The sequence below is a fragment of the Corallococcus exercitus genome (assembly GCF_003611585.1).
In the GTDB taxonomy this organism is placed as follows: domain Bacteria; phylum Myxococcota; class Myxococcia; order Myxococcales; family Myxococcaceae; genus Corallococcus; species Corallococcus exercitus.
The window spans coordinates 1-6,130 of record NZ_RAVW01000518.1; the positions used below are offsets into that span (position 1 = coordinate 1).

Consider the following 6,130-nt stretch of genomic DNA (forward strand, 5'->3'; position numbering starts at 1 on the left):
GAAGGAGGCGGGGCTGCTGCCAACGGGGGAGACGCTCATGACAGGGCTCGTTTCAGGAAGGGAGGAGTGCTGCGTTCAGCGACGAGGACACACATAGCAGCGGGCATGCCAGCGCCCTGGTCCCGGTCGGGCGCGCGCAAGTCGTTGATCTTGTTTGGATGGCCCGTGACACCGTCCTCGCCAACGGCAGCCATCCTGGTGACTGTCGTCACGCGCTGATGTTTCCAGCCATCAGGCGCGCGGGTGTGTTGGGCGACGTGTCGGTCGACGCGTCGAAAGCGCGCGAGGACGCCCGCGCCGCGAGCTCTTCCGAGGGAAGCGGCGTGCGGCATGGGCGCTGCAATCAGCTTCCGGCAACGGCTGGCGACATGCCTCGCCCCGTTCCACCCGCCACCTCTTCCCCGGAGTTGATCATGACGTCCTCGACCGTTGCCGCCGCCGCCGCCCGTCCGCAGTCGGGCCCGCTTTCCACTCCCGTCGAGCCCGTGCTGGACGCGACCCAGGTGCTGGGCATGGGGCAGGGCGTGGTCGCGGCCTACTCCGCCTTCAACGGCAAGGATTACTCCGCGCCTTCGGGTTGGACGCAGGCGGACAGCCTCACGGCGTGGGTGCCGCAGAAGGGCGGGGTCGCGGAGGCGTTCGGCCTGTGGTTCACCTCCGCCGCGGATTCGAGCACGGCGATGCTGGCGCTGCGCGGGACCGTGACGGCGGCGGACACGAGCGCGGACGAGCAGTACGCCACCACGTCCTTCGCGCCGTTCTCCGGCGCGGCGATGTCCCCCGTGCCGCAGGTGCACAGCGGCTTCTGGGGCATCTACACCGGCACGGGCACCGGCGTGCCGCAGTCGATGCAGGCGCAGGTGTTCGCGTGGCTGAAGGCAAACAACATCCAGACGCTCTTCGTCACGGGCCACAGCCTGGGCGGAGGGCTGGCGGAGCTCCTGGCGTTGGACCTGGCGGTGAGTCAGTCGTCGCTGAGGGTCATCACCGTCACGTTCGCGGCACCGAAGGCGGGGCTCGCGGATTCGTGGGGGACGGCGTACGCCCAGTACGTCACGAGTCCCGCGACGGTGCGCGTGGTCAACCAGTACGACGTGGTGCCCACGCTGCCGCCGTCGTGGATGGCGCCCAATTACACGCAGGTGGGCGTGGAGTTCGACGTGCTCTTCTTCCACAAGCTCGGGGACACCAGCACGCAGGAGGCGACCATCCGGCACGAGATGGACAACTACCTCACCGTGCTCACCCAGGCGCTGCCCGCCACGCCCCAGATCTACGTGGGCCCCTTCGCGGACGGCGTCTACTCGGACAGCTCCAGCCACCCGCTCCAGGACACCAGCGTGGCGCCCACCGCGGACGCCGTGGCGAGCGCGAAGGCGTCCGTGAAGGCCCTGCCGCAGCGCCCGGTGGCGCAGCCGCCGCGCCGTCAGGTGGCGGTGAAGTAGGCCTCGTGCCAGGGGCGGAAGTCGAACCCGCGGCCTCCTGGCCGCGCACTGGCGTGGAGATCCGCATCCTGGGGTGAGGGAAGAACGCGGGGACTTCCGTTCAAGGGAGCGCGGCGAATTTCCGCCGACGTTTCCTGGAGCCTCCCCGTGAAGCCGTTCTCGACCTCCCTCGCCCTTGCCCTCACCGGTGCCGCCTGGCTGCTGGGGGCCGCCCCCGTCCACGCGGCGCCGCCAGCGGCCTCCGGACCACGTGAAATCGCGCGGGTCACCGGGGAACGTGGCAACCACGTCCTCTGGCTCGAGAACGACGACGGCGTGGTGGACATCGCCGTGATGGCGACCTACCCGCAGCGCCCGCTCGTGGCCCCTCTCTTCCTCAAGAAGCACACCCCGGCGGAGGTGTTCCTCGCGCTGGCCCCGGCACGGCAGGAGCTTCCGGCGGCGCTCGCGCGCCAGTCGCTCTTCGCGGTGGACTTCGCCGCGCGTGACCAGCTCCAGCGGGAGAACGCGGACGCGCTCGCGGCGATGCCCTCCGGACTCGATGCTGGCGGCCAGTCCCTGACCGCGGGCTGCACGGCGTCCTTCCGGGCCTGGGTTGGTTCCGAGTATGGCGACGCCACGTGTGGTGACCCGAACCAGGAGGTCATCAGCACCGCGTACCCGACCGACACCTACTGCACCAGCGGATGTGACTTCCCGCTCGGGACCCAGGACCGCGCCACGTGCGAGCCCAAGCTCCGCTCCTGCGACATCATCCAGGGAACGGCCACGGTGGTCCGGCTCCGCACGACCGACTGGTGGAATGGCGTCAACTTCAACCACCCGGGACACTCGGCCCACTTCGCCGTCGCCAACTGCAGCGGCAATGGGCCCGTCACCTTCAACCGCGCGCGCGGCACGTCGGGCACCTACACCGTCCAGGTGCCGGTCAACGGCATGCTCCACTACAAGCCGGGGGCGCCCATCGTTCCCGCGAACGCCGCCAACTTCGTCGCCTATGGCGCGTGGAAGAAGGGCAAGACCGCGAGCGGTGACACGTATGTGAGCAACAGCATGTCGGTGGAAGCCAATGGCGGCACCGACGACCGGGTGATTGCCTGCGGAGACATCTATACGGACTACACCCTTCAGGATGTCTCGTCGCCCACCTGCCATGGCTCCGACATCTGGCTCTGCAGTGGCGGCAACTGCACCAGCTCCTGCTTCTACTGCTCGGGTGGCAGCTGCCCCACCAACTGAGGCGCTGCCCGGGGGCAAGAAGCTCTTCCCGTAGGGGCCGGGCTTCTTTCCCTGACACGCGCCCGTCTCGTCGGGGATGATCCGCCGGGCCCATGCCCCTTCGCGGAGCGTTCACATGACGGAACTCGAGACCCTGGCTGCGTTCGAGCAGCACCTGCGCGACGGCCGGAGCCTCGCGAACGTCATCCTCCAGGGGCTGGACCTGCGAGCGTCGAGCGACGCGCTGCTGAAGGCAGACCTCACCGGCACCGTCTTCCTGGGTTGTCTGCTGGAGCCCTCGACGCTGCAACAGGCCCTCGCGCGGGGCGCCATGGTGTTCCCGCCGTTCACCGGGCTGCCCTATTGCCCGTATCGGGGCAGCCTCTACACGCCGGAGGAGCTGTACGCGGGCTTCGACCCGACCCGTCCGGACACCTACGCGGACACGCTGGACGCGCGCATCTACGCGCACTGGAACTCGCGTGGCGGTGCCCACCCGCCGTCCCTCCTGGAGGCGCTGGCGCAGCGGCTTCATGATCACGCCATCAGCGACGCGCTGGAGGAGGCGCTGCTGGACCAGGGCAGGCCCCGCAGGGTGGTGGCCATCATGGGCGGGCACTCGATGCTGCGGGGGCAGGAGGATTACCGCTCCGTGGCGGAGCTGGCCCGTTCGCTGGCGCGCCTGGGCTTCTTCCTGGTGAGCGGCGGCGGCCCGGGCGCCATGGAGGCCACGCACCTGGGCGCGTGGTTCGCCGCGCGGGCGGATGAGGACCTGGACGCGGCGCTCGCGGTGCTGGCGCGGGCTCCGTCCTACAAGGACCGGGACTGGCTGGCGCGGGCCTTCGAGGTGCGCGCCACCTGGCCCCTGCGCGACGCGGCGGCGATGGGCGACAGCCTGGGCATCCCCACCTGGCTCTACGGCCACGAGCCGCCCAATCCGTTCGCCACGCGCATCGCGAAGTACTTCGCCAACAGCGTGCGCGAGGAGGGCCTGCTCACCATCGCGCGGGGCGGCGTCGTCTATTCACCCGGCAGCGCGGGCACCGTGCAGGAGATCTTCCAGGACGCCTGCCAGAACCACTACAACACCGTGGGCGTCATCAGCCCGATGCTCTTCCTGGGCCGCGAGTTCTGGACGAAGACCCGGCCCGTGTACCCGCTGCTGGAGCACCTGGCCCGGGGACAGGACTACGCGCGCCACCTGCTCCTCACGGACTCGAAGGAGGACATCGTCCAGGCGCTCGTGCGCTTCGACCAGGAGCGCGACGCCCTGGCGCGGGCGGGCTGAGGGGGCCGGTTCGGAAGCTCAGCCCTGACCCGCGACGGGGGTGACGGCGTGGAGGTTCACGAAGGCGTCCCGCTTCACCCCGTGCTTGCGGAAGTCCTGCACCGCCCGCGCGAGCGTCGCGGCCAGCAGGCCCAGGAGCGGCAGGTGCTCGCCGCCCTCGCAGGTGGCCTGGCCCTGCGTGTCCTCGGCGTCGGGCGTGAAGCGCTCATCCCAGCGCACCAGCCCGAACGTGCCGTCCGCGGACACCGCGCCGTGCACCAGCGGCGTGCCCGTCTTCCGGGCGTGGTCGCTGAGCAGCTGGCGGCTGTCCTGGTTGTCAAAACAATCCACCAGCAGGTCGGCGCCCTTGCAGAGCGTCTCCACGTTGTCGCGAGTGATGCGCACGCCGAAGGCCTCCGCCTTCACGCCGTGCAGGTTGTGCAGCTGGAGCTTCAGCGCCTCCGCCTTGTTCTTCCCGACGGACGGCTTCACGTAGGCCTGCGACAGCAGGTTCTTCGACTCCACCCGGTCGAAGTCGATGAACACCAGCGTCGCGTCCAGGTTGCGGCACAGGAGCGCCGCCGTGGACCCGATGGCCCCCACGCCACAGAAGACGATGCGCATGGCGGCGGTCCTCAGCACGCCCCGAAGGGCACCTTCGGACGCAGGTAGATGCGCTCCTCGCCGTGCGCGCCCCGGAAGCGGTCCACCACGTAGTGCTGGAAGGTCTCGTCCCGCAGCTCGAAGCGGTGCAGGCCGGGCACGCCGCCCGAGCGCACCAGCTCCACCGCGATGCGGCGCACGTCGGCGTCACTGATGTGCCGCTCCAGCTCCACCGGCACGTCCGCCGAGTGTCCGTCGAGGGTGATGTTGAGCGTCGCCATGGCTTCGAGCCTCCAGGAAAGGAACCCTGGCCCGGGACGGGGCCCCCGGGCGCTTCCTGACAGCCCCGCACGCCAGGACGGTCACGGCGCGCCCCGGGCCTCCGCCCGGCCGATGCCCGTCCTCTCCTGGACGGAGGGGGAGGGAGCGGCGGTCACACTCCGGCCAGACGATGCACAGTGTTGGGTTCACGGGAGGAGACCCATGGAGTCACCGCGAGCCCCGAATGACTGGAACGTGACGCCCACGGAGGCCGTGGCGCTGCAGAAGCGCCTGCGCGAGCAGCTCATCCTCGAACCGCCCCCGGGCCTGCGCATCACCCGCCTGGCGGGTGCGGACATCTCCACGGAGAAGGGCAACGACACGGGCTATGGCGGCATGGTGGTGCTCGACGCCGCGACGCTCGCGCCGGTGTCCCACGCCGTGGCCACGGCGCGGCTGACGTTCCCCTATGTCCCTGGCCTGCTGTCCTTCCGCGAGCTGCCGGTGCTGGCCGCCGTCTGGGCTCGGCTCACGGTCCGCCCCGACGTGCTCGTCTTCGACGGCCAGGGCACCGCGCACCCGCGACGGCTGGGCATCGCCTGCCATGGAGGGCTGCTGTTCGACATCCCGTCCATCGGCTGCGCCAAGTCGCTGCTGGTGGGCACGCCCGGGAAGCTCGCGGAGCGGCGGGGCGCCACGTCCCCCATCACGCACAAGGGCGAGGTGGTGGGCATGGCGGTCCGCACCCGCGCGGGCGTCAGCCCCGTGTACGTCTCCCCCGGCCACCGCATGGACCTGGACACCGCCGTGGAGTGGGTGTTGAAGGCGAGCCCCCGCTACCGCGAGCCGGAGACGACACGCCACGCGCACCGGCTGGTGAATGCCTTCCGCCGCGCGGGCGGCGAGGCCGCGGAGCTGGAGGAGGGCCGTCCCGGATGAAGTCCATGGGCCTGATGCTGGTGGTGGCGGGCCTGGGGCTCGTCGTCGTGGGGCTGCTGGTGTGGGCCGGGGCCTTCTCCTGGTTCGGCCGGCTGCCGGGCGACATCCGCGTGGAGAGCGGCAACACGCGCTTCTTCGCGCCGCTGGCGTCCATGCTCGTCATCTCCGTGCTGCTGAGCCTGGGCGCCTGGGTGCTGCGCCGCTTCTTCTGAATCCTCGGGATTTGAAGCCTGTCCCTGGCCGAGGCGTACCGCTCGAACCTGTCCGACAGGAGGGTTGCGCAGAATAGCGGCTCAGCCCGGCTGGGAGGCAGGGGGAGAAGCCGGGGCCTCGAGGAGGACGAAGACGCAGAAAAGCCGGCTGCGAGTGAGCAGCCGGCTGACGTTATGGGCCAGCA

7 protein-coding genes are annotated in these 6,130 nt (G+C 70.4%); 5 read left to right on the forward strand and 2 right to left on the reverse strand.

Annotated elements, in window-relative coordinates:
- Nucleotides 1–413: 413 nt before the first annotated feature.
- From D7W79_RS37430 to D7W79_RS37440, 3 genes are all read left to right on the forward strand, one after another.
- The gene (locus D7W79_RS37430) at nucleotides 414–1,445 is read left to right on the forward strand and encodes a lipase family protein (protein WP_158617151.1); all 1,032 of its coding nucleotides are present in this window, start codon (nucleotides 414–416) and stop codon (nucleotides 1,443–1,445) included.
- A gap of 147 nt (nucleotides 1,446–1,592) precedes the next feature.
- Entirely contained in the window at nucleotides 1,593–2,684 is a 1,092-nt protein-coding gene (locus tag D7W79_RS37435) for a hypothetical protein (protein WP_216627780.1), read from the forward strand.
- 115 nt (nucleotides 2,685–2,799) lie between these two features.
- Nucleotides 2,800–3,951 carry an LOG family protein gene (locus D7W79_RS37440; protein ID WP_120530057.1) on the forward strand — a complete coding sequence of 384 codons (1,152 nt, stop codon included), beginning with the start codon at nucleotides 2,800–2,802 and terminating at the stop codon, nucleotides 3,949–3,951.
- 18 nt (nucleotides 3,952–3,969) lie between these two features.
- Here the strand turns inward: D7W79_RS37440 and D7W79_RS37445 are convergent, their stop codons facing one another.
- Nucleotides 3,970–4,554 (reverse strand): HesA/MoeB/ThiF family protein, encoded by a 585-nt coding sequence (locus D7W79_RS37445; RefSeq protein WP_120530058.1) that lies wholly within the window; start codon nucleotides 4,552–4,554, stop codon nucleotides 3,970–3,972.
- A gap of 11 nt (nucleotides 4,555–4,565) precedes the next feature.
- Complete coding sequence (locus D7W79_RS37450; protein WP_120530059.1) at nucleotides 4,566–4,814, reverse strand: hypothetical protein; 249 nt, start codon at nucleotides 4,812–4,814, stop codon at nucleotides 4,566–4,568.
- A gap of 202 nt (nucleotides 4,815–5,016) precedes the next feature.
- Here D7W79_RS37450 and nfi point away from each other — a divergent pair, with 202 nt between their 5' ends.
- Both nfi and D7W79_RS37460 read left to right on the forward strand, forming a co-directional pair.
- Nucleotides 5,017–5,733 (forward strand): deoxyribonuclease V, encoded by a 717-nt coding sequence (nfi, locus tag D7W79_RS37455; protein WP_120530060.1) that lies wholly within the window; start codon nucleotides 5,017–5,019, stop codon nucleotides 5,731–5,733.
- Nucleotides 5,730–5,945 carry a DUF2905 domain-containing protein gene (locus D7W79_RS37460; RefSeq protein WP_120530061.1) on the forward strand — a complete coding sequence of 72 codons (216 nt, stop codon included), beginning with the start codon at nucleotides 5,730–5,732 and terminating at the stop codon, nucleotides 5,943–5,945. Before nfi ends, D7W79_RS37460 begins: the two co-directional genes overlap by 4 nt.
- Nucleotides 5,946–6,130 lie beyond the last annotated feature (185 nt).